This window comes from Peptoclostridium litorale DSM 5388, assembly GCF_900141635.1.
Taxonomy (GTDB): Bacteria; Bacillota; Clostridia; order Peptostreptococcales; family Peptostreptococcaceae; genus Peptoclostridium; species Peptoclostridium litorale.
The window spans coordinates 306,469-333,209 of the sequence record NZ_FSRH01000001.1; the positions used below are offsets into that span (position 1 = coordinate 306,469).

The following is a 26,741-nucleotide window of genomic DNA, read 5'->3' on the forward strand; positions in this document are numbered from 1 at the left end:
ATCATAAACAACCACTGAAATGAGTATTATGCAAAACCTTACACAGGCGATGCTCCTGCTCACTTCATCTATATACCGTCACAGCCCCTTTGGAGCGCCGCAGCGCCCGTTCTTACGATCTCCACTATCCCAAATGGGCTGAGCATTTCTCCAAATGCGCTTATCTTAGCCTCGTCACCCGTCATTTCAAGAGTGAGGCTCCCTTGTGATATGTCTATTATGTTGGCCCTGAATATGTTGGATATTTCAACTATGGAAGATCTGTTTGAATTGTCAGCCTTCACTTTTACCATCACAAGCTCCCTGTATACGGACTGCCCTTCCTCGAGTTCCACTACCTTTATCACCTCTATGAGCTTGTTGAGCTGTTTTTTTATCTGCTCGAGTATCTGCTCGTCCCCACATACGGAAATTGTCATTCTAGATATTCCGATTTTTTGAGTTGGCCCCACAGAAAGGCTTTCTATATTGTAGCTCCTTCTACTGAAAAGTCCCGCTATCCTGCTCAAAACACCAGCATTATTTTCCACAAGTACTGAAATCATATGTCTTTTCATTTGCAATTCCCCCTATATTGTTGCAAATCCTGGATCTACAATACATTCTATCAAAAATGGATTGTCGCTTCCTATTGTATCCGCAAAGACTTTCTCAAATTCCTCATTAGTCTCTACCCTCTTGGCCTCTATTCCATATGCTTTGGCTATTGCCACAAAATCCACCTTGTGCCCAAACTCCACGCCGTGGTTTTTGTCCAGCCCATATGCGTTGTCCTGAAGCTCCCTTACCATTCCAAGCCTGCTGTTGTTGAAAAGTATCACCTTTACTCCGAGAGAATACTCTGAAAGCGTTCCAAGCTCTCCAAGGCACATCTGTATTCCCGCGTCTCCGACTACGCATACAACCTGTCTTTCTCTATCCGCCATTTTTATTCCTGCTGATGCAGGAAGGCTGTATCCCATAGTTCCAAGCCCTCCCGATGTGAAGTACTTGCGTTTTCCCTTTATTGAATAGTTCCTTGCGGCCCATATCTGGTTCTGCCCTACGTCTGCTACAACAGTGCATGAATCGTCTGCCTCTTTTGACACCACATTCATGACGTGCTTTGGCGAGAGCTTTTCTACTTCGCACTTCTGCTGCCCATAAACGCATTTTCCCTTCATCTCTTTTATTTCTTCAATCCATTCTTCGGTATCTATTTGAATGTTCTTTTCAAGCATGCACGATAGTATGTTCTTTGCATCTCCAACCACCGGTATTGTGGTTTCCATGTTCTTTCCTATTTCAGCAGGATCTATGTCTATGTGTATGAGCTCCATGTCCGGATTTATGTCTTCGAGCCTCTTTGTCGCCCTGTCCGAAAGCCTTACTCCCACAAGCATTACAACATCGGCCCTTGACATGACCTTGTTTGAATACTCATAGCCGTGGCTTCCAAGTATTCCCGCATAATATTTAGAATCGTGTGGAAAACTTCCTATACCCATAAGTGAATTTACAACGGGTATTTTTGACTCCTGCGCAAATGCCGTAAGCTCTTCGCTTGCCTGGCTCGATATTACTCCCCCCCCTGCGTATATGACAGGTCTTTTTGCATTCTTAAGCTTCGAGATGGCCCTTTTTATCTGTCCCCTGTGACCTTCGTATGTCGGCTTGTATCCCGGTATGTCCACTCCCTCAGGATATGCAAACTTTAGCATTTCCTTTTGAACGTCAACCGGCACGTCTACAAGCACAGGCCCCGGCCTTCCCGTTTGGGCTATATAAAAGGCCTCTTTCATTACCCTGGGTATATCCTCTGCGCTTCTTACCAGATAGTTATGCTTTGTAAAAGGCTCCGTGGCCCCTGTTATGTCAGCCTCCTGGAAGGCGTCTGTCCCTATGAGGCTCCTGCTTACCTGGCCTGTTATTATCACTATTGGAATAGAATCCATATATGCCGTTGCTATGCCGGTAATAAGGTTTGTAGCCCCCGGCCCTGAAGTTGCTATGCATACTCCTACCTTTTCGCTCGACCTTGCATATCCGCTTGCATAGTGAGGCGCCGACTGCTCGTTTCTTACAAGAACGTGTTGTATCTCTGATTTTCTGAGTTCGTCATAAAGCGGCAGTACCGCTCCCCCCGGATATCCAAATACCGTTTTCACGCCTTCTTCTTCAAGACATCGTATTATAGCTTTTGCTCCTATCATATCTTTCTCCCCCTTGAACCCCTAAATAGATAAATTAAATCTATTCTACAAAAAATAATCTCAATTGTCAAAATTTTTAAAAAATTCACAATGAATTCAACTTGCTGCTAACTCCGGCAGCGTGTTTAATCAACAAAAACAGACGGCCCAGCAGGCCGCCTCCATGTCCATATTCATATATTTATCCTAATTCAACTATGTCATGCTCATTAGTAAGCATGTCTATAAAAAGTATTTTTCCTCTCAGAACTTCTCCCCTTGAAAGCAGAACCTTCAGTGCCTCGCACACCTGATATGAAGCAACGTTGGCCGGCGTGAACGAGGGGTTTCCGAGAGTCTTTTCAAGTCCATTTCTCCTGTTTTGCCCGTATATGAAATCAAGTGTGCTGTCGCCTGGCATTATAGTGCTGACCTGGCCGTACCAGCCTGCAATTGCCCCGTGGACAAGCGGAATATTTTCATCGCTGCACGCCCTTTGAAGTTCGAGCCTTGCCTCTATGCTGTCCAGAGCGTCTATTGCAATGTCGTGTCCGCTTATTATGCTCCTTGCATTCTCGCCTCGCAGCATGCTTGAAATAGGATTTACAATTACATTCGAATTGATCTTTTCAACCCTTTCCTTCGCCTTTGTAGCCTTGCTTATGCCTATTGAGCTTTCGTCACTCAGAAGCTGCCTGTTCAGGTTTGTCTCGTCAAAAACATCCCCATCCACTGCGGTAATCCTTCCTATTCCAAGCCTCGAAAGCATTTCTATCACGTATCCTCCAAGCCCTCCGCAGCCCACAACGCATACGTTGAATGATTTAAGCCTTTGATTTTCATCAATGCTCAGCATGTTCATGTTTCTCTCGTATCTCCTGTCCACCTCAAACCGCCTCCGTTTCAAATGCGCTGCATATACCTGCTCGATGTATTAGCAGTTGTCAGCTGCTGTTCAAATTTGCATTAGCCCCCGCCCACAGGAGGAAATATCGCAACCACGTCTCCATTCGAAGGCTCAAAATCAGAGTCCACGTTTCTTCCGTTTACAAGCAGTATGGCTATGTCCCTCTCGTCTATTCCAAAACCTTCTATTATCTGAGAAAGCCTCGTGCCTTCAGTAATTTCTATAATCTGCTTTTTCTCCCTGCCCTGTCTGAGCGTTGCAAAAAGCCTTACCTCTATGTCCAATCATCCCACCTCCTGTCCAATCTTCTTATGCTAACTACACTCTATCTGCTGCAATGGCTGCTTCACCGTATACCTCTTTCCCCCATTTTACCACAAACAGCGTTTTCAAATCTGTTCTTAGTTCCAATTGCAGACATGTTTTTCATTATACGGCCGTTGCAGCCAGACTTTTTCACCCCAATTTATAAAGCCCCGAAATCCGCCTGGGCGGCGGATCGGGACTTTATGTCAAAACTTATTTACACTAATTCATGTATTCTTGCTGCATATTCTTCAAGGCCAAGCTTTTCAAGCGTCTCGTCAGTAGGTATTCCTTTTTCGCTCCATCCTCTAGCCTCATAGTACTTAGGCAAAAGCTCGCTTAGCTTGTGCACATGTCCCTTTGAAGGTCCGTCGGCGATAGGTTCTTCAAGCAGCCTCTTTGGAAGGGTGTCCTGAGAGCTGTCGATTCCAGCCATTAGATTGAATATCTTTTCAAGCGTCCATATCCTGTCTCCAGCAAGAAGAAGGCTTTCAACATCGTGCTCAGTTCCGCAAACTGCGTTGTACATGTCCACATAGTCCTGCGCGCCAAGTCCAAATGTAGTGAACACGCAAAGCCCAAGGGAGTCTATAACTGCGGTAAGGTCATGGAACACCTTCGCATATCCAGCCTTTCCTTCAAGAGAGAATCTGTCGAGCTTTTCAGGGTAGCCAAGTATTTCAGGGCTTATCATGTATCCCTTTATGTGGCATCCTCCCCTGTTGTTTACGGCGTAAGTTATGCCGTGGCCCTGAACTCCCCTTGGGTCGTAAGCCGGAAGCTCCTGCTTCTTGACTGTCATCGAATACTGTGGCGCTCCGTAAGATTCACAAAGCCTGTAAGACCCGTCCGCAAGCTTGTCTCCAAATCCTTCCCTTTTGCCCATCTTTTCAGTCCAGCCTACTACCGCCTTGGCATCTCCCCAGTTAAGAGAAAGTCCGTCAGCCTCTATTTCCTCATCCTTTATATATCCCCTCTGGTAAAGCTCCATTGCAGCCGCTATTGTCGCCCCTGCAGATATCGTGTCGAGTCCGTATTCGTTGCACAGCATGTTAGCCACGTTTATGGAGTTTAGGTCATACACGTCGCAGTCAGAGCCAAACGACCAGAGGGTTTCGTACTCAGGCCCTCCGCACTCCGTTCCGTCTTCAAGCTTGACCCATCTTCCGCAGGCTATAGGGCATCTGTAACATGGATTCTTCCTGACAAGGTATTTTTCAGTAAGAGTCTCTCCGCTTATCTCGTCCGCCCTGTCAACGTAGGACTCCTGGAAGTTTTTAACCGGGTTTATTCCGTGCTCGTTTATTATGTTTACAAGTATTGCAGAACCATATGTCGGAAGCCCGTTTCCTGCAACAGGGTCGTCTCTAAGTATTTTCACCTTTTCAAGGTTGACCTGCTTTGATTTTTCGGCATCTGCAACCTTGACCTTGCTTGATCCCTTTACAACTATCGCCTTGAGGTTCTTGGACCCCAAAACGGCGCCTACTCCACCACGGCCTGCAGCCCTGTCTACGTCGTTCATGACAGCGGAAATCACGGAAAGCCTTTCGCCTGCAGGTCCTATGCAAAGAACCTTCGATCCCGGATGTTCCTCATTGAGCATTTCAGTCGTTTCAGATGAAACCTTTCCCCATATGTGGGAAGCAGACTTTATTTCAACCTTGTCGTCTTCTATGTTGACATATACCGGACTTTGCGCCCTTCCCTCTATTATAACCATGTCGTATCCGGCTTCCTTTAGCTTTGCGCCCCAGTGCCCTCCTGAGTTCGATATTGCTATTGTCCCTGTAAGGGGAGATTTTGTCACTACCATGTATCTTCCGCTTGTAGGCATTGGAGCTGCAGTAATTGCCCCTGCCGCTATTATGAACTTGTTTTCCTCGCTTAAAGCGTCCACATTAGGGTCCACTTCGTCAATGAAAGTCTTCACCCCAAGCCCCCTTGCTCCTATGAACTTCTTGGCGTGGTCCATGTTCAAAGGCTCAAAGCTCACCTTTTCACTGCTAAGGTCTATTCTCATCACTTTTCCTTTATATCCATACACTATGCATCCCTCCAGTTTTGAATTTTGATTCTGCCCTATAGAAGAGCAATTTCCATGCCATTTTGCATTTTCCCTATTGATTTTTTCAAAATATTCAATAATTAAAGGCATATAAAAAAACCACGACTTCACATCGTGGTTTTTCAGTATTTTCAGGCATTTTAATTTTTTGTATTTTTTCTCAAATTACTGTTTCTATATGAAATTTTTTATTTGCAGCCCTTCATTAAATGCAGTTTTTGTCGAAACAAGCATTTTGCTCAATTTTATAACACCTACTCTCCTTTTGCAGTGTTACATTTTTGAGCAGTGTTACATATCGTATCGGTATTACATTTCAGAGCCATGCTATACAGCTTCTGCGCTATTCGTACCTTAACGCGTCTATAGGGTCCATCTTGGCCGCCTTATTCGCAGGGTATATGCCAAAGAACATACCCACACCGCACGAAAACGAAACGGCCACCATTACGGTAGGGAGGCTGACAACTCCTTCAAATCCAATGAACGAGCCTGCTATTTTTGAAATTAGCATTCCAAGCAGAGTCCCTATAATTCCCCCAAGTCCCGATATTATCATTGACTCCACTATAAACTGGAAGAGTATGCTGTTTTTAGTCGCACCTATGGCCTTTCTTATCCCTATCTCCCTTGTCCTCTCCGTAACCGAGACAAGCATTATGTTCATTATGCCTATGCCCCCGACAAGAAGTGATATCGCCGCTATAGCCCCTACAACTCCCGAAACTATTCCAAGAACGCTTCCAAGCTGGTTCATCTCCTGCTGTGCGCTGTACCCCCTGTAGAAGTCTCCCGCGGATGTGTCCATGCCCTTTTTCTTGTGCATGAATGAAACTATCCTGTCTTTGACCTCGTCGACCCTGTCCTTGTCCGCAACCGCCGCCTCAACTCCATAGTATTTTGCAACAGATGGATCCGTGAGTATGCTTATAGGGCAGTAAATCGTCGTGGAAGGCGCCTCGCCGAAAGACTGGCCTATCTTGTCAAACGCCGATTCAGGCTTTTTGTATATCCCCACTATGGTGAAGCTGAGCATCCTGTCCCCGGTATCGACCTTGACCTTTTTGCCAAGCACATCTACACTCTTGTATGCAGCCTTTGCAAGTTCCTGATCTATTATCGCAACAGGCCTCCTTGAAGCTACGTCCTCCTTTGTCAGAAACCTTCCCTTGAATATGTCTATCTTCTCTATGCTGCCATACTGATCTCCCACGGCTTTTACGTCAACCTTCTCCTTGCCCTTTTTGTGGGCTACTTCGCCTCTTGCCGACTCACTCGGGCTTATTGCGACAAGATCATCCTTGAAAACCTTCTTTATAAGCTGCAAGTCCGTGCTTGTCACGCCGTCTCTCCAGTAGTCGACCTTTTCATTGCTCCAGTTGAGCCCTATGTATATCCTGTTCACACCGAAATTTTCAAACTCGTCTCCTATCTTTTGCTTGCTCCCCTGACCCAGAGCCATTATGGTTATAACTGACGCTATCCCTATTATTATACCCAGCATTGTCAGGAATGATCTCATCTTGTTAGCCCATATGCTGGATATGGCTATCTTAAAAGTCTCGATTATGTTCATTACTTCACCTTCTTTTCCAAAACAACATCCTGAACAATCTGCCCGTCACGGAATCTTATCACCCTTTTGCAGTGGTCTGCTATCTCATCTTCATGGGTTACGAGTATTATGGTCTTTCCCTCGCCGTTTAGCTCCTTGAAAAGCTCCATTATCTCGTCCCCGGACTTCGTGTCAAGGTTTCCTGTCGGCTCGTCTGCAAGTATTATTGCCGGGTCGTTTGCAAGCGACCTGGCTATCGCAACCCTCTGCCTCTGTCCCCCTGAAAGCTCGTTCGGAAGGTGGTCCATCCTATCTCCAAGGCCCACCTTCTGGAGAAGCTCCTGCGCCCTGCTTTTCATGTGTGCCTTCTTGAATCCCGCATATATCATTGGCAGCTCCACGTTTTTTACAGAAGAGGTCCTCGGTATGAGGTTAAACGACTGGAATACAAACCCTATCTTCCTGTTCCTAAGGTGGGCAAGATCGCTTTCTGAAAGCGTGCTAACGCCCGTACCGTCAAGAGTGTACTCCCCTGCCGTAGGCTTGTCAAGACATCCTAGTATGTTCATGAGAGTCGACTTTCCCGAACCCGAAGGCCCCATTATGGCTACAAACTCGCCTTCCTTTATGTGTATGTCTACGCCCTTTAGAGCGTTTACCTTTATCTTTCCAGTGTCATACACCTTTTCAAGACCCTTTATATTAATCATTGCCATTCCCCTTTACAGCCACTCTCATTCCGTCTTCGAATCCATCATTTGGATTTGTCGCTATAATGTCACCCTCATTAAGCTTGTCTGATATTACCTGGGCCGCCAAATCCCCTTCTATTCCAAGCTCCACATCCACTTTTTCAAGGCTGCCGTTTTTGACCTTGAAAACATAGCTTTTGCCATCGCCGTTTTGAAGTATGCTCTCGTATGGAAGCGCTATTACCCCCTCACTTTTTTCAGTCACTATGTCTATGTCAGCTGAAAATCCAGTCTTTATGTTTGCCGGAGGGTCTATCATGTCAACCTTTACAAGTATTCCCTTTCCAGAGCCGTTCTTGTCTTCCATTGCGCTTGGTGCTATGTATGAAACCTTCCCCTTAAGTGTGCTTTCCGGGAAGGCATCCCCTGTTATTGCGACTTCCTGCCCTATTTTGACCTTGTATATGTCAAACTGGCTTATGCTGGCATGGACCTGAAGACTTCCCATGTCATGTATGACGAACATAGGCTTTTGATCCCTAGCGTCTATTCCAACCTTGCAGTTAGAGTACACTATAGTTCCGTCTATAGGGCTTTTTATAAATGCGTCATCAAGCTGATCCTGTGCAAGTTTTACGTCTATCTCCTTGAGCTTTACATTGTTCCTCTTTATGTCCATGTTCTTTCCGTTTTTTTCGTCTTCATACTCCTTTATTGCAACCTCATATGCATTGTTGGCTGAAATGTATGACTGCTCCTTGGATTTGAGCTCATCTTCACTTACAGCTCCATTTTTGTGGAGCTCCTTTGCGTTGTCATAGCCCCTCTTTGCATTCTCGCTTTCAATCTTTTTGTTTTGAGACTCCTTTTCAAGCCTGAACACCGCCGTCCCGTCTATGCTGTCAGCAAGTTCCCTTCTTTGTATGTCGAGGTCTATCTGGGCGCTTTCAACCCTGCTTTTCAAAACGTCGGTTTCAAGCCTTGCAAGCACGTCCCCTTTTTTAACCTGCTGCCCTTCCTTGACAAGTACCTCCTTGACAGCCGCCTCAAGTTCGGAGTTGATCTCCACCTCGTCGCTTGACTTTATTGTTCCGCTGACTATTACATCCGATGTTATGTCTCCCATTTGAACCTTTGTAGTCGAAACCTCCATGTCACCGTTCGACCCTTTCGACTTTATAAACAACAGCGCCGACACTACAACCACTGCCACCACGGCTAAAATCACAAGCAGCTTCTTGTTTTTTAGAAATTTTTTCACTAATGTTCCCTCCGTTTATTTTTTACTTGTCACCAATAAATATCTTATATATTGTGCATATGTCTACAATAGAATTTACTACACCAACCTTAAATCCAGATTAAATCCGAAATTATTTATCATTAAAATTTGCTGAGAATTCTAATTTTGCACAACTCTACTGAAAGTTTATTGAAATTTAACTTGTCAGCGGTTACTCTTGATATGTGGGGGTGATTACTATGGATTGTAACAAAATTGGAAAACTGATTTTAAGTCTGCGCAAAGAAAAGAATATGACACAGAAGGAAATCGCCGATGCCATGAACATCAGTGACAAAACAATCTCCAAATGGGAGCGCGGTTTAGGCTGCCCGGACGTATCATTGCTTGGCACTCTTTCTCAAATACTGGGCGTAAATATCGAAAAAATTCTATCTGGAGATTTGAATCCAAATGATACTGAAGGAGGGAATATGAAAAAATTTAAATTTTATGTGTGTTCAAATTGCGGGAATATAGCAAGCAACACTGGACAGGCCGAAATCTCATGCTGTGGCAGAAGACTTGAACCCTTGGCTGCAAGGCCTGAGGATGGCGAACACAATATGAAAATAGATGAAATCGAAAACGACTACTATATTACAATACCGCACGAAATGAGTAAGTCTCATTATATTTCATTTGTCGCTTATGTCATGTATGACAGGGTGCTTCTGGTCAAGCTTTATCCTGAACAGAACGCGGAGGTGCGCTTCCCTAAAATGCGTGGCGGCAAACTATATTTCTATTGCAGCCAGCACGGATTGTGGATGAAATAGAAATATAGCTAAGTTAAATCACAGTGCCGCTTCGCCAAATCATCATCCAAATTCATTTTTTGTATCATAGGTTACCGACCCCGACAGATTATAGCAGTATAATGATTGCAATAGTATATGAAAGCGAGGGGTTGTTATGATCGAAAAGGTATTCAAATATAGCATCACAGACGAAAAAGCTGTAGAAAAAATTATAATGGATGAGAATATTAATTATATCCATATGGTTTTCAACAAGAATCAGGGACTACCAGAACATTTTTCGAACTCGAACGTATATATGACAGTCATCCGAGGCACATTGTCAATAAGACTGGATGATCAGGGGATTCACGAATACAGCAAGGGAGAAATATTGCAAATACCATTCGACACAAAAATGAATGTCAACAATTTGCATGATGAAGTTTTAGAATTGATTGTAGTCAAAGCGCCAGCTCCCGCAAATTACAAAGGGTAGACTTTTGAACGTTTTGAAAATTCAATGCCAATCGACGCGCAAGAAAAGGGAACCCAACAGGGTTCCCTTTCGCATTGCATATGGCAAGCTATTATATTCTAACAGCATCCCTATACCGCATTTATAAGCCTTTCCATTTCGCTTACTTTCTTCTCGCACATTGGCTGTACGCCTTCAAGCCTGTACTCAATGCCCATGCTCTTATATTTTTGTACCCCCAGCTTGTGGTAAGGCAGAAGCTCTATCTTTTTGAGGTTTTTAAATCCGCGGGCAATAGTTTTGACCCTTTTTATGTGCTCCTTCGAGTCCGTTATTCCCGGAACGACAACGTGCCTTATCCAAACATTTGCGTTTGAAGCGTCAAGAGCCCTTGAAAACTCGTCAAACCTGTCCATCCCCATGCCGGCAAGGCTTTTGTACCCGTTTTCATTAGAATGCTTTATATCGAGCATCACAAGGTCGACGTGCCTTAGTATCTCTTCGTAGTCCCCTTTTCCAAAACCTGCAGTGTCAAGAGCAGTGTGTATCCCTTCGCTCTTGCAAAGCTTTAAAAACTCTATTAGAAATTCAGGCTGAAGAAGAGGCTCACCTCCGGAACAGGTAACCCCTCCGCCAGACCTTTCGAAATATGGCTTGAACCTTTTCACCTTTTCAAACAGCTCCAAAGCGCTGCATTCTTTTCCGCCATTCATGCTCCAGGTGTCCGGGTTGTGGCAGTATGCGCACCTTAAGTCGCATCCTTGGAAAAACGCCACAAACCTTATTCCAGGACCGTCCACAAGCCCCATAGTCTCTATTGAATGTATTCTCCCCTTCACAAAAGCCCCTCCTTAGCAATAGGATTTATACCACGTCCAAATGCCCTATATCACAGCCTCCTTGAATTCAAATGCAAGTCACGCTAAATCGACTCGTGGAATGTCCTTTTTATGACCTCCATTTGCTGCTCCCTTGTGAGCCTGTTGAAATTGACCGCGTATCCCGAAACTCTTATTGTAAGCGTAGGGTATTTGCCCGGATTCTCCATTGCATCTATAAGAGTCTCCCTGTTCATGACATTTACGTTCAGGTGGTGCGCTCCTTGGCAGAAGTAACCGTCAAGTATTGAAACCAGGTTGTCCTTCCTTTGAACTTCGTCTCTTCCAAGTGCCTTTGGAACTATGGAGAATGTGTTCGACACCCCGTCCTCACATACCTTCCTGTATGGGATCTTGGCAACAGAGTTGAGCGACGCAAGAGCTCCCGATTCATCCCTTCCGTGCATTGGGTTCGCTCCCGGGGCGAACGCCTCTCCCGCCTTTCTTCCGTCAGGAGTCGATCCCGTCTTTTTGCCATATACTACATTCGATGTTATTGTAAGCACCGAAAGTGTGTGCTTTGCATCCCTGTATGTCTTGTGCTTTTTAAGCTCCGATGTGAATTTTTCAAGAAGCTCCACTGCTATCGAATCGACCCTGTCGTCATCGTTTCCGTACTTTGGAAAATCCCCTTCTATATCAAAGTCCACAGCTATTCCATCTTTTCTCACAGGCCTCACATTCGCGTGCTTTATGGCGCTAAGTGAATCCGCCGCAACCGACAGCCCTGCAACTCCAAACGCCATGAGCCTTTCGACCTCTGTATCGTGAAGCGCCATCTGACTCGCCTCGTATGCGTACTTGTCGTGCATATAGTGTATTATGTTCATTGTATTTACATAAAGCCCCGCGACATATTCCAAAAGTTTGAAGTATGCTTCTTTAATCTTTTCATACTCAAGCACTTCATCTTCAATTCTGTCTACGCCTTCAACCACAAGCTTGCCGCTCTTTTCGTCGACCCCTCCATTTATGGCATAAAGCAGAGCCTTTCCAAGGTTGCACCTTGCTCCGAAAAACTGCATCTGCTTTCCAATATCCATTGCAGATACGCAGCACGCGATGCCGTAATCGTCCCCGTATATAGGTCTCATTATGTCGTCGTTTTCATACTGGATAGCCCCTGTCTCTATGGACATTTTCGCGCAGTACTTTTTAAACCCTTCCGGAAGCCTTTCAGACCAAAGGACAGTCATGTTAGGCTCAGGCGATGGTCCAAGATTTGTAAGCGTGTGAAGGAATCTGAACGAGTTTTTAGTCACAAGGGTTTTCCCTATTGTGCCCATTCCCCCTATGACCTCGGTTATCCAGTTTGGATCGCCCGCAAACAGGTCGTTGTATTCAGGAGTCCTAAGATGCCTTGCAAATCTAAGCTTTATTACGAACTGGTCTATAAGCTCCTGGGCCTCTTTTTCTGTAAGATTGTTTTCCCTTATATCTCTTTCGATATATATGTCAAGGAATGTATTCACCCTTCCAAGAGACATTGCCGCCCCGTTGTTTTCCTTTATACCTGCAAGATATGCAAAATATACAAATTGGACAGCCTCCCTCGCATCATTTGCCGGCTGCGATATGTCAAATCCATAAGAGATTGCCATGCTTTTTATCTTCTGAAGCGACCTTATCTGCTCATTCACTTCTTCCCTCTGCCTTATTACCTGCTCGCTCATTTCCCAGGCAATATCTTTCAGGTCATTCTTTTTCATTTCTATCAGGAAGTCCGCTCCATAAAGTGCAAGCCTTCTGTAGTCCCCTATTATCCTTCCCCTTCCATATGCATCCGGAAGTCCCGTAAGAAGTCCTGCGCTTCTAGCTTTTCTCATCTCATCTGTATATGCATCAAAAACCCCGTCGTTGTGAGTCTTTCTGTAGTTTTTGAAAACCTCCCCCATATCAGGGTCCATCTCGTATCCGTATGCATTAAGGGCTCCTTCGGCCATTCTTATGCCGCCGAAAGGATTTACCATCCTCTTTAGAGGAGCGTCTGTTTGAAGTCCCACTATGACCTCGTTGTCCCTGTCTATATATCCGGCCTCGAAGCCGTCTATTCCAGATACGTTCTTTGTGTCTACGTCCAAAACTCCATTTTCAAGCTCCTTTGAGAGAAGTTCCATGCAATAGTTCCAAAGTGCACTCGTCTTTTCAGTAGTATCTTCGAGGAAAGATTCGTCCCCTAGGTAAGGCTCATAATTTTTCTGTATGAAGTCCCTAACGTCTATTCCTTCTGCCCATATTCCCGGTTTAAATCCTCTCCACTGCTTCATATCCATATAAAAAACCTCCTTGACATTTTTATTATGTCCAGGAGGTCCAAAAAAATACAGACCGCCCGGACTAAGTGCCCAGGCGGTCGGCTGTATATTCAGTTTCATGCTCCACGTGGTTGATTCCACTATTTCCGCCAGTCGCATAAAACTCTAAATTCTGTTCAAAACATGTCCAGCCGTTTGCCAGCCATATCAAGCGCGGCTTTTCGCCAAGCTGATGTTTAATGTATACTCATATTATCATCTTGTATACGTTTTGTCAACAATAGGTGATATAGTTCGTATTTTCCGAATGTTTGCATCTGTTAAAAGATGGTATAATTGTTTTTGTTCGGATTTTGTTGAGCGTCATGTAAATATAACCCGCGTTCCCCCTTCAAGTGGTCTGCATCAGTCTATCATCGTACTTCCCTTTTAAAGTAAAACCAGCTGCCGTCAATTCCTGAAAGCTCCCAGCCTTCACGCCCCAGTTCATTGAGCTTCTCGGCAATTCCGCTGTTGTATCCGCTTTTTGCAGCTTTGAATATGCTTTTGAGTTCTATCTGAAGCTGTTCAACCCTGTATTCATACTGTTTCATGTTGCATCCCTCCCGATGGGTTTTTCATGCATAATGTCAATATTATTTTTATATTTCCGCCATGAGCCCAAGCACTATCGACTTGTTGTGAATAACCAAATTACCGCTGTTTGTGGATGCAATTTCACCTATTGATAGAGCACCAAACACAATCGGCTCCATCCTTTTTTGGATGTTGTATAGTTCTTCTTCAAACCTTTCTTCAAGAAACATAGATCTGGAAATGCAGTTGAAAAGGAGCACCCTGTATTTTTCATGCGGGTTATTATAGGCGCACTCCTGAGATACCTCTATGGATGATTCCAAAAGCGTATCCGCATCCCCCTTCAGTATGTATATATCACTTTCCTTTGGAATATCAGCCACACAGACAATTTCTTTCATGTCGCTTAATTTGATAGGGTCCCTTACTATATCAGAATCTCCTTCTTGAGAAATTCCAAAAGGATGGTCCTTCGCATACGTGAAAAAGTCCTCCTTGCAAAGCACTATGTCTTCATTTTCTTCAATCACATGTCTATATACCTCAAATGCATTTTCCGAGTCAATTTCAGAGAGTATGTTTTCATTGGACTCTGTCACATAGAATGGACCTGAAAGGCGCTTCCATCCGTGCTTTACCCCCAATATGGTTTCCGCTTCTATAATGCTCACCATCAAAACATCTTTATACAACCCCTTGCTGTCAAATACACACGGCTTGTGATCCATATTTGCAAATCCCGCTCCTCCACCTATATATTTAACCCCGCTGCCAAGTTTTCCATAAAGAGTGTCAGTCAATTCCCTTATCTTGCTAGAAAGCCCATCTGCTATTACAACAGCAGTAGCGTTTTCAAGCATGCTAACATCCAAATTGCATCTCATCATGAATGGAAGCACCATTGTAGTGAGTACAGGCTTTGCCCTTTGGACTACAATGCCTTCAGCCTTGTTTTGCGCACCTACCAAAAGGCTTGGGAATATGCCTCCCATGAATCTGATTGACTTGGAATTGAGATATCCTATCAGCCCGTCTACATATGAGGATGATTTATCAGCCACGAATATAATCAGTTCTTCATCATAAAATGTATTGCATTCAACAAAATTCTTAAAGCCTTCATATGTTTTGAAATACATAAAAACCCTCCTCAATATCATAAGCAATCTTGATGGTTTATACTCTTCAAGACTATGGTATATAACAAAAGATCTAAAGTCTAGCGTTTTAAGTGAATTTTAAACAAAACTTAAAGTTTAGCTTGTATTTATTACTCTCCAAAATAAAAGAGGAGGAGGCAAGCCTAAAAGACTTGCCTCCCCTTCTTTTATTTCTACATTTTATGTTTTTAAGTATCTAATTTGCTCTCGCTTCCAAGCCTTTGCCGCCATATTCGAATTGAAGCCGTCAAAATAGTTTATCCCATAAAATACGATGGGCCTGCTTTGCTCTTTTGTTTTAGTCTTTTTTGAAACAGCTCTTACTATGAAAGTGAAATATCTAAGCTCTTCGTGTTTTATATTAAGCTTTACCCTTCCCGCAGCATTTTTTGTATTTGACTTTACTTCCGCAAGGACAAGGGTCGTTTCTGCCTACTTTTCCCTGAACCGCCTGCTTGTGCTTCATTGACAGTACGTCTAAAAACGGCACCTCGTTTGCACGAGTGAACTGAGACGGCATAGCACCACGAAGGGCCCATCTTTTCATGTTACTCATAAGGTCTGTGATGATTTTTGAAAATTCATCCTTTTCCCCTTCAAGAGAGAACCCGTTCTCTTCAAGAAGCATTTCAGCGGCTTCATAAGTATACTTTTCCACTATGCACATGTCTAATATTCCAGATATTATGTAATGCGCATGATTTTGGTCTTCACATCTGGCTTTAACAAAGCTTTCAAATTTTTTATAATGCAGCGACTCTTTGTCAAATTCATTTTTAGAATAGAAGCTTATTTCCGTCTTTGTAGGCATATAATAAGGCCGTTTTGCCACTTTCTTCAAAAACTCGCTATACTCCTGTTCACCTTTTATACGGTTTGATATTATGCAGCCGTCTTCATACCTGAAGGCGCCTTGGCTGCTTGCATGCGTCTCCATACATGTCTTGGCCTCATCCAAAGTCAGCTTTTCCCTGTTGTGGCTGTTCCAGACATTCGCAAATTGGTCAAACCTGCAAGCTCCATATATATTGACCAGTGCTGTTGTATATGAAATATGTTGGTCGTCTTTTACATTTTCAACTACTTCACCAGCCAAAGCGTCTTCAATCATAGTTGAAAGCTCCTTTGGAATCACAGGATATATGTCCCCATTCAGGTTGTAAAGGAATACGCTTCCTTTTTTTTCCAAATTCTTGTACTCTTCATACTTTATGTCGCTCATATCCTTTGCAGGCCTTCCAGCCATGCTTCTTAAAAATTCTACTGTATTTTTGTCCAGACCGGCTATGTCATCTTTAAAATTTTCAAGTATGTCCTGTGAAAGTTTTTCGCTCATTTTTGACTTTGTCCAGCTTACAGCCACATTAGTTCCACGCATTTGTGCAATTTCAATAAGCTTTTTCTTTTTACAAGACATCAAACATTCAATAAGACCGCCCTTAGGTTCTCCCTTTATGCAGTCAAGCAATACTTTTTCTTTCATTTAAAAACCATCCTTTGCTGTCTAAAATACTAATTTATAATTTAATTTTTTATTTTTCAAGATATCCTTTTTCTATGCACTCGTCTATCATATTCATTGCAAACTCCCAAAGCTCTTTGGAGCCGCAATCTATGTGTGCATTTCTTTCAATAATCTGCTTTGATTCTATACCGTGATCCCTCCACGATTTTCCCTTTGTGGCGTAGTTCAAGAGAAGCGGCTGAAGCCTGTCCAAAGATGCGGCGTATTTTGACTCCGCTGTTTCCATCTGTTCGAATTCATCCCAAAGCGATATCATCTCCTCGCATTGGTCTTTTGGAAGCATGCCAAAAATTCTCTTTGCGGCCTTTTCCTCACGTTCCCTCTTGTCATTATGGCCTTCTTTATCATAGCAGTATGTGTCCCCCGCGTCAATTTCTACTATATCGTGAATAAGAAGCATCTTTATAACCCTTAATACATCTATTTCCTCATTTGAATGCTCCAAAAGGAGTATTGCCATAAGCGATATGTGCCATGAGTGCTCTGCATCGTTTTCTCGTTCTTTGCCGTCTGTGAGTATGGACTGCCTCAGTATTCTCTTTAGCTTGTCCACCTCAAGTATGAATTCTATCTGCTTTTTAAGCCTTTCCATTTCATTCCTCCAAAACAAGTTGCGCTGTATTATAATTCTGAAAAAGCCCTTGGCTTCAAAGCCTATGAGACCTTATCCCCCACCCGGCGTAAAAACTCCTCTATAAGCGTCCCCACCTCATGCTTGTATTCGCTCTGCAATACCTGGTGCCCTCCGCCTTCTACATACTCGAGACTTTTTACTCTTGATGATATGTTGTCATATATATAATTTGAGCTGGTTTTTCTGACTGTATCGTCGTCAACTGACTGAATCACAAGAAAAGGGGTTTTGACAAGCGGCATGCGCTTTTTTGTCTTTTTGAGCAGAATCTTAAAATTTAAAAGGGCCTTTATCGGAAATTTCCCCGACGATTTTACATATCTTTTGATATTCAAATACTCCCCTTTTTTTATGTCATTTGTAATATTTTTCACTATGAGCTCAATGTCCCAGTAGTATACAGGTGTGTTTATGGTTGTAATAGAGGAAATCTTGTGTTTGAGAGCAAGATTTATCCCTATCAGGCCTCCCATTGAGAATCCTATCACATGCACATTCTCGCATTCTTCCATAAGCTTTTCGAGCTCTTTTTCGGCCGATTCTATCCACTGGGCATATCCCCCATTCCTGAGGTCTTTCCTTTTCCCCGTGTGGCCGGCAAGACTTGCACGCCTCACAATGAATCCGGATTTTTCAATATGCGGCACTATGCCATCTATCTCGTAATGCCCTCCTCCAAATCCATGCACTAAAAGGCAGCCTGTTTTATTTTTTTCCAAAACAATCAATCCCTTCGCAAAGACCTACTTAGATTAAAATACAACCTTTCGCCGCTTTTGCAGCTTTCTATATAAAAACTGAAGTCCCGGCTGGATCCGCTGCCTCTAAAATCACCAGAGTCATTGCTTTGCGGATATGTAAGTTCCAAATGTCTTTCGTCTTTAGGCATAATGCTTATTTCAGCCTGTCCATTTTCAGTCATTGCGTAATAGACTCCTGTTTTACTGGCAGTCCCATCAATTACCACGTTGAATTTGACCTCTTCACTTCCCTTGTTCTCAAAGACCAGGTTGCATTTAAGGTTCACCATATCCTTGTTTTCGTCAAATTCGTATGTAATCACACTTTGGTCCTTATCACAGTATAATGCCTTTACGTCCTTTTGAAAAGACCTTCCAAGCTCTTCTGCCCCAAAATATGCTTTAGGCAGCATAATCGCCAAAACTATTATAAAAATGATTATGTTTTCGGCTATGATTTTGCAAATCCCGCCCTGTTTTTTCCAGCACTTTTTGAGATTTCCGCCAAATATAAAAAGAAGCGCCAATCCAAAAACAGATGAATAATTCAGCCCGCTTTCACCGCCACTCCACACCGGTATTCCCAATGAATAGAATATCCTGTCGGCAAGCACTATTGAGCTCCTATTTGTCGAAAGACGTCCTGTCAGCGTGGCTCCAATGAGCAACGCATAAATCCATCCCTTTATATTGTCCTTATTTTTCATTCTTTCCTCCTGCCAGTGTCAACTTCAAAATTTCGTTCGCACTTTCAAAGCCGCAGCGCCCAGCCTGATATTGTATTTGTCAATATCAAGCCCCCTGTATATTCCTTATTCTTTTTATTTTATTAAGAATTGCCAAAACATCCAAATAAAAGCTCATTCAAAATACAAAGCTTCTCTCTGGTGTTTTTCGATCGTATTGATATTTTAGCCTTTTCTACTATATATTAACATATCAATATAAAAAGCCAAAGGACCTTTCGCTAATAGCGGCGGCCCTTCGGCATATTTAAAAAGTTGATTTTTGAAAGCGGTATACCTGTTTGATATCTCTATATTATTTCGATGTAACCAGTGTCTTCCCTTCAAAATATTCCCTTTTTATGTCCTCTCCATAGAATGCCGCCTTGTATATCATTGCAACGTCTTCTGGGCAGCTATCCTTTGGATTTGTAAGTGTGCATGGATCTTCAAAAGCGTTCTTGGACATTCTATCAAGCACTTCATTGAATTTGGCTTCTGATATTTCAACTTCATCCACGTCTTTGAATGAAAGCGGAATGCCCAGATTTCTGTTAAGGTCTTTTATGGCCTCTGAAAGGTCTTCAACGCCAAGAGCTCTTTCCACGTCCGCATATCTGTCAGTTCCCATTTTATTGTACTGAACTATATAAGGCATTAGTATTGCATTTGCAAGTCCGTGTGTAACCCCAAACTCCCCGCCTATCTTGTGTGCAAGGCTGTGAACAAGTCCGAGCGATGCGTTAGTGAATGCCATTCCCGCAAGAGTCGACGCATTGTGCATGTCATCCCTTGCCTTCATGTCGTCAGGATTTGAATAGGCCTGTGGAAGCTTGTTGAATACAAGATCTATCGCCTTGAGGGCTATAGGGTCTGTATAGCTTGTGGCATTTGTAGAAACATACGCCTCCAGAGCGTGTGCAAGAACGTCCATTCCAGTGTTTGCAGTGATATGTGCTGGCATTTTTGCCGGAAGTTTAGGGTCAAGTATTGCAACGTCAGGAGTCATTTCATACGAAACTATAGGATATTTAATGTGGTTTTTAGTATCTGTTATAACTGAGAATGCTGTTATTTCAGATGCAGTTCCGCTTGTTGATGGTATGGCAACGAATCTCGCCTTGTTTCTAAGCTTTGGCATGCTTCCAGGCTCTATTATGTCTTCGAATTTCAGCTCTGGGTGCTCATAAAACGCCCACATTACTTTTGCAGCGTCAAGAGCTGATCCTCCTCCTATCGCAACTATCCAGTCAGGCTCGAATCTTCTCATTGCCTCAGCACCTGAAACAACTGTATCGACAGATGGGTTTGGCTCTACTCCATCTATTATTTCAACTGCCATTCCTCCCTTTTCCAAAAGGGCTTTGGCTTCATCTAAAAATCCAAACTTCTTCATAGAGCTTCCGCCTGTAACAAGCATTGCTCTTTTTCCTTCAAGCTCTGCTAGGTAAGCTAGTGATCCTTCTCCGAAGACTACGTCCTTTGGCACTCTAAACCATTGTAAACCCATTTCCACCACTCCTATTCAGTATATTTTTATTTGTAATTTCGATTATAACACCAGCGCGATTACAATATAATCATTTTATGGTATCCAATTGTATATTTACCACATTTTATATGCTATAAACTTTTTTATAAAGCATTTTCATTTGCCTGTAAATGGAATTTCATCCCCCTTTTCAAATATTTTTGTATCTGCATTTACATAAAGAAATTTCCATGCCAAAAATAAAATGATAGTTTTTTCACTATTTTTAGCTTTCACATTTGCTCCATGTGGTTTTTTCCTACAATCTCAGCCGGCATCCATGTTGTTTTTTCCTACATGGTGTGGTTTTTTCCTACATGCGCCTGTATTTTGTATTTTATATATATTCACGAATTATGCACCTGTATATTTCTTTAGAAAATTTCCAAATGCACAGCTATTGTTTTTTAATATTTTTCATATTCATCATCGGCTTTATATATATTTATATTGTATATTTTTATGAATGCAGTGTGATATTTATATTTTCACAAATCATTGACAACCTCTTTGATTGATTGTTAAATTATTACTACAATATGTTTTACAGCGAGGTGTTATTATGAAACGTGAAAATTTGACGGATGTAGATTTCAAAGCCATAATAGAAAAGTCCCATAAAAGATGCCGCGATATGGGGGTAGACAAGACCATGGAAAGACCCTCAGTCATTCTTACCGGCAGAAAGCTCCAAAATATACTGGAAAAAAACGACGAGCTCATAAAAGTCGCCCTTCCTTTCATGAAGCTTCTCTATAAATTTCTCAAGGGATCGGGCTTCATAATAGATATAGCAGATAAAAACGGATACATACTCTCAATTGTCGGGGATGATGACGTAATAAGACTTGCCAAAGACATGGGCATGACCGTGGGCACCGACATGAGTGAAAAAAGCTGCGGCACCAATTCCATCGGGACAGGCCTTTATGAAAAGTGCCCTTTCCAGCTTGCAGAAACTGAGCACTTCATAGACATATACCGCACGTGGACGTGCTCCTCGTCGCCCATAAGAGGCACCAGCGGCAGTGTGATAGGATGTCTCAACCTCACAGGAGTTTACAACCTTGTTCATCCGCACACTCTAGGACTTGTGTTTGCAGCCGTAGAATCCATAGAAAACGAGATAAGGGTCAGGCGTTCAAAAGAGGAGCTCTCTCAGATGCACCAATACAACAACACCATTGTAAATTCAATCGATTTTGGAATACTCTCAATTGACAACAAGGGGTATGTGAAATCGGCGAACAACAAATGTCTCGAGATATTCTCACTGAGCGAAGACAGGATAATAGGCAAAAAAGTCGACGGGATAGTCGGAAACTGGAAGGAGATATTTTCATCAATAGAAAAAGATGATGCCTACAGCAATATAGAATTCGTATACCTTAACGGCAACAGAAAGAAAAGGTTCAATCTAAACGCCTATCCAACAAAGGAGATTTCAGGCAAGATATCCGGAATGGTCGTAATGCTAAAGGACATAGAAAACGTATACGAACTTGTAAACAAGTACTCGGGCAAAAACGCCTATTACACTTTCGAAGATATAGTGGGCAAAAGCCCCCAGATAAACGAGATAATAGACTATTCAAAAACCATAGCCAGCACGCCCTCTACAGTGCTTATACAGGGTGAAAGCGGCACCGGCAAGGAGGTGCTGGCGCAGTCCATACACAACAGCAGCTCAAGGAGAAACGGACCCTTCATAGCCATAAACTGCGGTGGAATACCCAAAAACCTCATAGAAAGCGAGCTCTTCGGATATGAAGACGGAGCCTTTACCGGAGCCAAAAAAGGCGGAATGCCCGGAAAGTTTGAGCTTGCAAACAACGGCACCATATTCCTCGACGAAATAGGCGAAATGCCCATAGACATGCAGGTAACGCTTCTTAGGGTGCTCCAGGAAAAATGCATAACGAGGGTCGGTGGAACAAGGAGAATCCCAATAGACGTAAGGGTTATGGCCGCCACAAACAAAAATCTCATAGACGAGATAAAAAAGGAGCACTTCAGGCAGGACCTTTACTACAGGCTCAGCGTAATACCTATATACCTGCCTCCGCTCCGTCAGAGAAGGGAAGACATAATGCTTCTCATAGAACACTTTTTGGAAAAGAAATCCCAAAGACTCGGAATAGAGTCTCCCAAAATAAGCCAGAAAGACTATGAGCTTTTAATCAGTTACAACTGGCCTGGTAATGTAAGGGAGCTTGAAAACAGGATTGAAAACATTGTCGTTAACGGAAAGCTCCCCATGGACTTTTACAGGCTGAGTGCAGGCAGCAAAGCCCCTGCACAGACAGGCCAAAAATACGAATACAAAATGTGTTCTCTTTCAGAGTGGGAGAAAATCGCCATAGCCCAGTGCATACAAAACTGCAACGGCAATATATCCAAGGCCGCAAGGGTTCTTAATATAGACAGGAGCACGCTGTACAAGAAGATTGAGAAGTATTCGATATCTTGATTAATCTAAGCATAAAACAAAAATGAGCCAAGAGGACAAAAATATCCTCCAGGCTCATTTTTTGAAGCCTTGCTATTGATTTTCCAAAATCCGAATGTACATTTTTTGATAAGCTCTGAAGGAATCTTTTGCATTGATATTAGTTCGTCATGCCGTTTTCAGTTTATATTTCAAACCCGTCAGTAAGGCTGTTTAGTGTTTGGGCTATTACAGCCTGGCTTTCAGCCGATTTTGCCAGTTCCTCTATGGCAATTGTTATTTCATTTATGTTGATTGAAATGTCTCCAGAGTTTCCGCTTGTCATATTTATGCCCTCTGTTACCGAATTTATGGCCGCACTCATATGCTCTATGGACTCCTTTATTTTATGGCTTGATATTGTGAACTCCTCAACCAAATCTCCCACAAATTTTGCATCATTCATGTATTCTATGGTCGTATTTTCCATCATGTCGTAATCATTTGCCACCTTTTCGTCCATGAAGTCCATTATGTTCTTTGCATTTTCAGAAAGGTTGTAAAATGCGCTTTGAACCTGCCTTATAGTCTCCTGAATGCTTGAGACAGTAGCTGAAGATTGTTCTGCCAGTATCCTTACCTCATCCGCTACAACTGCAAAACCTCTCCCCTGCTCCCCGGCCCTTGCAGCTTCTATTGCGGCGTTGAGAGCCAGTAGGTTCGTCTGCTCTGCTATACTGGATATTCCTTCGGCCATGGCCTCTATCTCCTTAACCACCTCTCCTTCCCTTATTGCCATCTCAATCTTTTCATTATTCTCCCTGTATGTCTTGTCCGCTATGCTTCTTGACTTTTGGACATTCTCCCTTATCTGCCTGCTTCTTTCCACAAACTGCCTTACAGTGCTGTCCCCTTCCTCGGCCCTGCGTGACAGGCCTGTTATCTGACCGTTTATGTTCTCGCTAAGTTTTCCCAGCTGGCTGCAGTGGCCATTTGTATTTTTTATAAGAACGTCTATATCTACTATATTTGCATTTATGCTTTGAGCCTGGGCGCTTATCTCCTCTACTGTAGCATTGAGCTGCTGGCTTGAACTGCTTACCTCAATACTGTTTGACATGACATCCCCTATAATGCCCTTGAGATATGACGTCATTTCATTAAACGCCTGTGCAAGAGCTCCTACTTCATCACCGCTTTTTATAAGCACCTCGTTTCTGAGGTCTCCATTTGCTATGCTGTCTGCATGAACAGATAATGCCTTTAGGGGCCTTATAACACGGCTGACTGTATACGCAACCAAAAGGCCGCCTATAATAAACACTAACGCAGAAACCATTATAGCCCTTGCCACTATGCTTTCTATTGCACTATTCATATTTTCCATCGAAAGCCCTACATTTACAGCGCCTACATGCTCGTCTCCCTCGTGGAATGGGACAAGAACATCATACACCCATACTCCCTGTTTTTCATAAAAATAATCCCCCGAATACTCTTTGCCGCCTGCTGCCGCTGTTTTGCTTCCATCATCCGTAGCCTGCTGCCCTATTCTCTCCTTGTCGCTGTGCGCCAAAATGGAAAGATCCTTGTTTATGACAAGTGCATAAACTATATTTTCGTCCTCAGCCACATTTTCGACTATGCTCTGGGCGTCAAAAAGCGCCTCTTTGGCCTTTATGTCCTGTGCAGACATTCCTACCTGGGCAACGTATCCATTTCCAAGCGAAACCGCTCCATACTTGTAGTATTTGCCGTCTACAGTGCTTTGCCTTATGTCCTCCATAACTTCCTTTTCCTCTTTTGAAATTACAGAATACGTCTTGTGCTTTGGCTCAAACTGCCAGCCTATGTTTTCGCCAATATTAGAATATACTATCGTCCCGTCCTGGCCTATTATGTTTATCTCGGCAGCATTAGCTTTTTGGGCTATTTCACTTATGTATTCACTTGAATATGAAGACTGGAGAGCCAAAAGATTCGATATTGTCCTTATTCTCTCTTCAACCTCAGACTCAAGAGCGTCTATTCCCGCACTGCTGCTTTCTATCTGGTGAGCTATCCTGTTTACAATAGCAGTCCCGTCTGCATGCATCTGATTTGCTATCTCTTTTTTAGCAGTACTCACTGAAACAGTGGTAAGAACCGCAAATGATGCCAATATCAAAATAAGTACAATGCTTGTTATCTTAAACCCTATCGACGACTTTCTTCCCTTTTTTAATATCAATTGCATTCCTCCTAAAAATAGTATTATAATTTCGAATAAGCATAGTTCATTGTGACTAGTATGGGATTATTAAATTATATCACCTATGGAGCTGCTGTTCCAGCTTCACACCGCATATTTACAAACATTCGTCTCAGGTGTATTATGAAATCACAAAATATACATTCTATTCGAAATTTTACAACAGTTCACATGTTGGCCTTATGAATATGCAGAGCCCTTTTAGGATGTTCGAGAATCATGTTAGAGATTCGCTGGCATGGACGAGGAAGACAGGAGATGGGAAAAGCTTCTTAAAAAATGCAAATAAGCACTCAACTTGTCATCTACTCTTTAATATAAAGTCAGCCGCGAGAAAATATTTTCTCGCGGCTGACTTTATATTGAGTACTATGTCAAGGCTGTAACCACTCTTTTATACATCCTATGCTATTCATGAGTCTGTTAATCGGAAAACATACTATTTCCCCACAGGAGCGTATATCTGTGTTATAAGCTCTTCCGGAGGGACTTTCGCAGGGTCGCTTATATACACCTCTCTTGTAAAGCCTGTTACGCTGTAGCCGTTCTCATATATCCACTTGAAAAGCCTTTCATATGCGGGAGTGCACTCCTCATAAGGCCCTTCATGGATTGTCATTGCCATGGTTCCGCCTTCAAGCTCATACACCTTGTAGTCGTCAGTCTCGTCAATGTCTCCAGATATTGGGATGCATATTTCTATGTCCGCATTCCCCTTTTCCATAGCCTCCTTCCACTCCCTCTCGGTAGTCTCATGGCATACGAATACGGGAGCCGCTGCTATATTCACACTTTGACTTTTCATAACATATGTGAAAAGCTCCTTGAACATCTCCCCCATATCAGGATAAAATCCTCTTCTTCTCATCCCTATGACCCTTTGCGGCTTAACTTCAACTATCTTCACATCAGACATCAAAATCCCTCCTTAAAGTAATTGAACTTCCATGGCATATATCGTTTCATTCCAAACCCGCGCTTTCAGCAGTCCGTGTCGACAGTCTGCTTTTCCAGTTTGAACCTTTCAGCCTTTAGCGACCTGCACGAGAGAATGAAATTTGTCGCTTCCCTTCTGAAGTCCTGCTTTCTAGTCCACATAAGAGGATGCCCTCCCCTTGAAAACATGACCACCTTGCAGTTTTCTATTTTTTTTGCCATTGCGCATATCCTGTCTGCAATATTTTCTATAAGGCGGTCCCGGAAGCTCCCCGTTATGAGAACGCAGCACTTTATCTCTTCCAGCCTGTCATTGAATATGCTTCCTTCAATATCAGCCGTCTCAAGCAGCATTTTCGAATCCATGTCCACTACAAACTGCCAGTCCTCGCCGTTTGCAAAGCTCCAAAAAAACTTGAGCTCCTTTTGGGCATTTTTCCTGGACTCAACCTCTGCTTCAATCTGGGCTTTATCAATGTATTCGCCTACTATGCTGTCAGCCACAACGCAACTCACCCTCTCAGGGTCAATTATAGCCAGATCAAGTGCCGTGATTCCACCCCCGCTGGTTCCAATAACCGTATAGCCTGCTACCCCTATACTTTTCATCAGCTCCTTGCACATTACCGCATTTTCCCACCACGAATTCACAGGGAGGCTACTTACTCTGTCCGAGTTGCCGTATCCCAGATAATCCGGGCATATTATCCTGAAGTCTCTTGAAAAATACTCTATTTCAGATCCGTGCACCGCAGATGTAGAGGTGTTTCCGGGAAGAAGCAGCACTACATCTCCTTTTCCCTCGTCCACATAGAAGATTTTTTTATCATTGTATTCGAAATATGGCATAAAATCCCCCCAGTAAACCTTTTATATTTTTTCTGTATATTTTGTATAATAAAT

The 26,741-nt window shown here is 43.0% G+C and carries 23 protein-coding genes and 1 riboswitch; of the genes, 3 read left to right on the forward strand and 20 right to left on the reverse strand.

Features of this window, described 5'->3' with window-relative positions:
* Positions 1–68: 68 nt before the first annotated feature.
* From ilvN to BUQ87_RS01440, 8 genes are all read right to left on the reverse strand, one after another.
* Positions 69–557, reverse strand: a complete 489-nt coding sequence (gene ilvN / locus BUQ87_RS01405) for an acetolactate synthase small subunit (protein WP_038260883.1) — start codon at positions 555–557, stop codon at positions 69–71.
* 12 nt (positions 558–569) lie between these two features.
* On the reverse strand, positions 570–2,192 hold the full coding sequence (ilvB, locus tag BUQ87_RS01410; protein ID WP_038260881.1) for a biosynthetic-type acetolactate synthase large subunit: 1,623 nt from the start codon (positions 2,190–2,192) through the stop codon (positions 570–572).
* Positions 2,193–2,373: 181 nt separating this feature from the next.
* On the reverse strand, positions 2,374–3,057 hold the full coding sequence (locus BUQ87_RS01415) for a HesA/MoeB/ThiF family protein (RefSeq protein ID WP_330391175.1): 684 nt from the start codon (positions 3,055–3,057) through the stop codon (positions 2,374–2,376).
* Between the two features lie 80 nt (positions 3,058–3,137).
* The gene (locus BUQ87_RS01420) at positions 3,138–3,362 is read right to left on the reverse strand and encodes a MoaD/ThiS family protein (protein ID WP_038260878.1); all 225 of its coding nucleotides are present in this window, start codon (positions 3,360–3,362) and stop codon (positions 3,138–3,140) included.
* A gap of 239 nt (positions 3,363–3,601) precedes the next feature.
* On the reverse strand, positions 3,602–5,431 hold the full coding sequence (locus BUQ87_RS01425) for an aldehyde ferredoxin oxidoreductase family protein (protein ID WP_038261523.1): 1,830 nt from the start codon (positions 5,429–5,431) through the stop codon (positions 3,602–3,604).
* Between the two features lie 364 nt (positions 5,432–5,795).
* The gene (locus BUQ87_RS01430; protein WP_038260875.1) at positions 5,796–7,028 is read right to left on the reverse strand and encodes an ABC transporter permease; all 1,233 of its coding nucleotides are present in this window, start codon (positions 7,026–7,028) and stop codon (positions 5,796–5,798) included.
* Complete coding sequence (locus BUQ87_RS01435; protein WP_456299550.1) at positions 7,028–7,723, reverse strand: ABC transporter ATP-binding protein; 696 nt, start codon at positions 7,721–7,723, stop codon at positions 7,028–7,030. Before BUQ87_RS01435 ends, BUQ87_RS01430 begins: the two co-directional genes overlap by 1 nt.
* Positions 7,710–8,960 (reverse strand): efflux RND transporter periplasmic adaptor subunit, encoded by a 1,251-nt coding sequence (locus tag BUQ87_RS01440; RefSeq protein WP_038260870.1) that lies wholly within the window; start codon positions 8,958–8,960, stop codon positions 7,710–7,712. Before BUQ87_RS01440 ends, BUQ87_RS01435 begins: the two co-directional genes overlap by 14 nt.
* A 221-nt stretch (positions 8,961–9,181) precedes the next feature.
* Here BUQ87_RS01440 and BUQ87_RS01445 point away from each other — a divergent pair, with 221 nt between their 5' ends.
* Positions 9,182–9,760 (forward strand): helix-turn-helix domain-containing protein, encoded by a 579-nt coding sequence (locus BUQ87_RS01445; RefSeq protein ID WP_038260867.1) that lies wholly within the window; start codon positions 9,182–9,184, stop codon positions 9,758–9,760.
* Positions 9,761–9,896: 136 nt separating this feature from the next.
* On the forward strand, positions 9,897–10,220 hold the full coding sequence (locus BUQ87_RS01450; protein WP_038260864.1) for a cupin domain-containing protein: 324 nt from the start codon (positions 9,897–9,899) through the stop codon (positions 10,218–10,220).
* A gap of 110 nt (positions 10,221–10,330) precedes the next feature.
* Here the strand turns inward: BUQ87_RS01450 and pflA are convergent, their stop codons facing one another.
* The 9 genes from pflA to BUQ87_RS01495 all read right to left on the reverse strand — a co-directional run bounded on the left by pflA (position 10,331) and on the right by BUQ87_RS01495 (position 20,202).
* Entirely contained in the window at positions 10,331–11,038 is a 708-nt protein-coding gene (pflA, locus tag BUQ87_RS01455; protein ID WP_074210004.1) for a pyruvate formate-lyase-activating protein, read from the reverse strand.
* An 83-nt stretch (positions 11,039–11,121) separates the two neighbouring features.
* The gene (gene pflB, locus BUQ87_RS01460) at positions 11,122–13,344 is read right to left on the reverse strand and encodes a formate C-acetyltransferase (RefSeq protein ID WP_143182372.1); all 2,223 of its coding nucleotides are present in this window, start codon (positions 13,342–13,344) and stop codon (positions 11,122–11,124) included.
* Positions 13,345–13,413: 69 nt separating this feature from the next.
* Positions 13,414–13,499, reverse strand: a riboswitch (ZMP/ZTP riboswitch).
* A 246-nt stretch (positions 13,500–13,745) separates the two neighbouring features.
* Positions 13,746–13,925, reverse strand: coding sequence for a hypothetical protein (locus tag BUQ87_RS01465; protein WP_038260859.1), 180 nt, complete (start codon positions 13,923–13,925; stop codon positions 13,746–13,748).
* 48 nt (positions 13,926–13,973) lie between these two features.
* Positions 13,974–15,047, reverse strand: a complete 1,074-nt coding sequence (locus tag BUQ87_RS01470; RefSeq protein ID WP_143182367.1) for an FIST C-terminal domain-containing protein — start codon at positions 15,045–15,047, stop codon at positions 13,974–13,976.
* A 382-nt stretch (positions 15,048–15,429) separates the two neighbouring features.
* Positions 15,430–16,551 carry a YecA family protein gene (locus tag BUQ87_RS01475; RefSeq protein WP_038260857.1) on the reverse strand — a complete coding sequence of 374 codons (1,122 nt, stop codon included), beginning with the start codon at positions 16,549–16,551 and terminating at the stop codon, positions 15,430–15,432.
* 49 nt (positions 16,552–16,600) lie between these two features.
* Positions 16,601–17,185, reverse strand: a complete 585-nt coding sequence (locus tag BUQ87_RS01480; RefSeq protein ID WP_038260854.1) for an HD domain-containing protein — start codon at positions 17,183–17,185, stop codon at positions 16,601–16,603.
* 62 nt (positions 17,186–17,247) lie between these two features.
* On the reverse strand, positions 17,248–17,946 hold the full coding sequence (locus BUQ87_RS01485) for an alpha/beta hydrolase (RefSeq protein WP_038260851.1): 699 nt from the start codon (positions 17,944–17,946) through the stop codon (positions 17,248–17,250).
* Between the two features lie 5 nt (positions 17,947–17,951).
* On the reverse strand, positions 17,952–18,674 hold the full coding sequence (locus tag BUQ87_RS01490; protein WP_038260848.1) for a hypothetical protein: 723 nt from the start codon (positions 18,672–18,674) through the stop codon (positions 17,952–17,954).
* Positions 18,675–19,008: 334 nt separating this feature from the next.
* Positions 19,009–20,202 (reverse strand): iron-containing alcohol dehydrogenase, encoded by a 1,194-nt coding sequence (locus BUQ87_RS01495; RefSeq protein ID WP_038260845.1) that lies wholly within the window; start codon positions 20,200–20,202, stop codon positions 19,009–19,011.
* 583 nt (positions 20,203–20,785) lie between these two features.
* Here BUQ87_RS01495 and BUQ87_RS01500 point away from each other — a divergent pair.
* Positions 20,786–22,693, forward strand: a complete 1,908-nt coding sequence (locus tag BUQ87_RS01500) for a sigma-54-dependent Fis family transcriptional regulator (protein ID WP_038260843.1) — start codon at positions 20,786–20,788, stop codon at positions 22,691–22,693.
* Between the two features lie 163 nt (positions 22,694–22,856).
* On the opposite strand, the gene BUQ87_RS01505 is transcribed toward BUQ87_RS01500, so the two are convergent.
* The 3 genes from BUQ87_RS01505 to BUQ87_RS01515 all read right to left on the reverse strand — a co-directional run bounded on the left by BUQ87_RS01505 (position 22,857) and on the right by BUQ87_RS01515 (position 26,687).
* Positions 22,857–24,881 (reverse strand): methyl-accepting chemotaxis protein, encoded by a 2,025-nt coding sequence (locus BUQ87_RS01505; protein ID WP_038260841.1) that lies wholly within the window; start codon positions 24,879–24,881, stop codon positions 22,857–22,859.
* A 460-nt stretch (positions 24,882–25,341) separates the two neighbouring features.
* A complete protein-coding gene (locus BUQ87_RS01510) occupies positions 25,342–25,818 on the reverse strand; it encodes a GyrI-like domain-containing protein (RefSeq protein WP_052635829.1) in 477 nt (158 codons plus the stop codon).
* 65 nt (positions 25,819–25,883) lie between these two features.
* Entirely contained in the window at positions 25,884–26,687 is an 804-nt protein-coding gene (locus tag BUQ87_RS01515; RefSeq protein WP_038260838.1) for an alpha/beta fold hydrolase, read from the reverse strand.
* Between the last annotated feature and the right edge of the window lie 54 nt (positions 26,688–26,741).

Bases quoted from the DNA above. Each gene is read 5' to 3' on its own strand.
- pflB (WP_143182372.1), bottom strand. From the start codon at position 13,344: ATGAAGCAGTGGAGAGGATTTAAACCGGGAATATGGGCAGAAGGAATA.
- BUQ87_RS01500 (WP_038260843.1), top strand. From the start codon at position 20,786: ATGAAACGTGAAAATTTGACGGATGTAGATTTCAAAGCCATAATAGAA.
- BUQ87_RS01445 (WP_038260867.1), top strand. From the start codon at position 9,182: ATGGATTGTAACAAAATTGGAAAACTGATTTTAAGTCTGCGCAAAGAA.
- BUQ87_RS01435 (WP_456299550.1), bottom strand. From the start codon at position 7,723: ATGGCAATGATTAATATAAAGGGTCTTGAAAAGGTGTATGACACTGGA.
- BUQ87_RS01480 (WP_038260854.1), bottom strand. From the start codon at position 17,185: ATGGAAAGGCTTAAAAAGCAGATAGAATTCATACTTGAGGTGGACAAG.
- ilvN (WP_038260883.1), bottom strand. From the start codon at position 557: ATGAAAAGACATATGATTTCAGTACTTGTGGAAAATAATGCTGGTGTT.
- BUQ87_RS01495 (WP_038260845.1), bottom strand. From the start codon at position 20,202: ATGGGTTTACAATGGTTTAGAGTGCCAAAGGACGTAGTCTTCGGAGAA.
- BUQ87_RS01490 (WP_038260848.1), bottom strand. From the start codon at position 18,674: ATGAAAAATAAGGACAATATAAAGGGATGGATTTATGCGTTGCTCATT.
- BUQ87_RS01465 (WP_038260859.1), bottom strand. From the start codon at position 13,925: ATGAAACAGTATGAATACAGGGTTGAACAGCTTCAGATAGAACTCAAA.
- BUQ87_RS01510 (WP_052635829.1), bottom strand. From the start codon at position 25,818: ATGTCTGATGTGAAGATAGTTGAAGTTAAGCCGCAAAGGGTCATAGGG.
- BUQ87_RS01470 (WP_143182367.1), bottom strand. From the start codon at position 15,047: ATGTATTTCAAAACATATGAAGGCTTTAAGAATTTTGTTGAATGCAAT.
- BUQ87_RS01475 (WP_038260857.1), bottom strand. From the start codon at position 16,551: ATGAAAGAAAAAGTATTGCTTGACTGCATAAAGGGAGAACCTAAGGGC.
- BUQ87_RS01430 (WP_038260875.1), bottom strand. From the start codon at position 7,028: ATGAACATAATCGAGACTTTTAAGATAGCCATATCCAGCATATGGGCT.
- ilvB (WP_038260881.1), bottom strand. From the start codon at position 2,192: ATGATAGGAGCAAAAGCTATAATACGATGTCTTGAAGAAGAAGGCGTG.
- BUQ87_RS01450 (WP_038260864.1), top strand. From the start codon at position 9,897: ATGATCGAAAAGGTATTCAAATATAGCATCACAGACGAAAAAGCTGTA.
- BUQ87_RS01515 (WP_038260838.1), bottom strand. From the start codon at position 26,687: ATGCCATATTTCGAATACAATGATAAAAAAATCTTCTATGTGGACGAG.